At 40.7% G+C, this 1,747-nt stretch carries 2 protein-coding genes; both read right to left on the bottom strand.

Going from position 1 to position 1,747, the window contains the following annotated elements; all coding sequences use genetic code 11:
* Positions 1-28: 28 nt before the first annotated feature.
* Positions 29-700 carry a hypothetical protein gene (locus ACM0OR_RS28070; protein ID WP_414579681.1) on the bottom strand — a complete coding sequence of 224 codons (672 nt, stop codon included), beginning with the start codon at positions 698-700 and terminating at the stop codon, positions 29-31.
* 336 nt (positions 701-1,036) lie between these two features.
* On the bottom strand, positions 1,037-1,528 hold the full coding sequence (locus tag ACM0OR_RS28075) for a DUF1499 domain-containing protein (RefSeq protein ID WP_414579682.1): 492 nt from the start codon (positions 1,526-1,528) through the stop codon (positions 1,037-1,039).
* Positions 1,529-1,747: the final 219 nt, after the last annotated feature.

The raw sequence follows: 1,747 nt of genomic DNA on the forward strand, positions 1-1,747 counted from the left end.
TGGCGAATTCCACCTTGATTATCGCTCCTTAATATTTAGATGCGTTCGCCCTGCCCCAATACTCAATGTAAACTCTACCAGACGGCATATAGAAATCGCAGTAAACCTCTTCTTCAATAGGCAGTTTGCGTTCATAAGCGTGAACTAAACTTGCCATGTATAGCCAGTTATCGATTGCTAACTCAGCTTTTGAACGAACCCAGTGTCCATCAGTTGTACGATAAGTGCCTGCATGAAACTTTTCCCGAAATTCTAGCTTGTTGTTATCATCACTGAAATTAGGTTCTGTATCCTGTGTGCTGGCTTTACGAAATGTGTTTATAAAAATCTGATTGTTTAAGATTTCTTCTGACCAGAGAACATAAGAATTATTTTTCTGCTCATCGTACTTTTGAATTGCGCCAAAACTTAATCCTAAACGTGTAGCTAACCAACCATTCTGAACTTTATCTAATAATCCCAGTTCAGCAAGAATAGGGTTAATTGCTTTTCTAGAGAAACCTAGCCTTTCACTAATTTTGGTAGCTGAAAGCAACACATTGGCAGATGCAGGAGATTGAGAAATAACTTTAGCAACTTGTGGAAAACTGATTGCTTTGTTTACTTTTAGGTTATTTGCTTTCCAATGCTCATAACATAGTAGGTGTCCTGGCTTTGAAACGAACTGCTTACAGCCTGGTATAGAACAAATTTCTAACATTTTACTGTATTGTTTTTATAGTTGAAGTTAATATCCAGAACATAGCATCATCAAAGCTCGTCAACACCAGAATTAATACTAGGTATTGATTTAAACTCAAATATCTATCTCGTTAGTGCCAGCATAATTTAGTCTAATCTCCAGAAGGAAGAGTTGGGGAATTTAAACGCAGAGGGGTGCATTCGCGCAGCGTCTCGCAGAGAAGGTGAACGCGGAGGTACTAACGCGTCAGCCTTAAAATGGTTGGGTTCAAAAAACCTAGAAAATTACAATCAGAAGTATTCTATGATTACTCAACCCAACAAATTAAGCTAGCTGCGCTAGTACGCTGAGTAGTTAAATGTTTAAATCTTTCAAGGCTAAACGAATTTGTTCTAAACGCCTACGGTTAACTCCCAGATCCGACTCTCCTACACGGGATGCCGATCGCATATGAATGACTGACTCATTGGGAGGTAAATAAAACTCTACATCATCCACAAATTTGAAGATGCGGCTTTTGGAAATCGCATAGATGTAATTTTCTTTTTCTTCTAAAACCTCTGTCCGGGGAACAACTGTGAGAACTTTGAGTAAGGTTTCTCGTGCTTTGTCGCGATCTACATGATAGGCGATCGGGTCAATGGTGTGTTTGGCATCAGCATCCTGACTCACAACACAGTTATCTGAAACTGGACAAGCACTCAGATGTCCTAACTTAACACCCAAGCCAGAAGAGTCAGCCCAAGAGGCCGCAGGTAGTATTAAACTGCAAGTTAAAGTGAAAAATATTACACAAGTAATACTCCACAGTAGTTGCTTTGTCCAAATTGGTGAGAGACGGAACATGGTAAGAGTACCCCTCAAGGTTTCAATAGCACTCAATTATTTTCCGTTATAAAGAATAAATTTGCTTTTTTTTAATGAAATTGAACTTGCGCGACGATGCTCCGCCCCGCCGTAGGCGTTGGCGCAGCCTCTCGTAGAGACGGCGTTCCGCCCACCGTAGGTGATCGCACCCAAGCTGCACTGGGAGCATCCACTTTTGGCGGAAATACTCAAATAGCA

It is taken from the genome of Anabaena sp. CCY 9402-a (assembly GCF_963920945.1).
Lineage (GTDB): Bacteria > Cyanobacteriota > Cyanobacteriia > Cyanobacteriales > Nostocaceae > Trichormus > Trichormus minutissimus.

Bases quoted from the DNA above. Each gene is read 5' to 3' on its own strand.
- ACM0OR_RS28070 (WP_414579681.1), bottom strand. From the start codon at position 700: ATGTTAGAAATTTGTTCTATACCAGGCTGTAAGCAGTTCGTTTCAAAG.
- ACM0OR_RS28075 (WP_414579682.1), bottom strand. From the start codon at position 1,528: ATGTTCCGTCTCTCACCAATTTGGACAAAGCAACTACTGTGGAGTATT.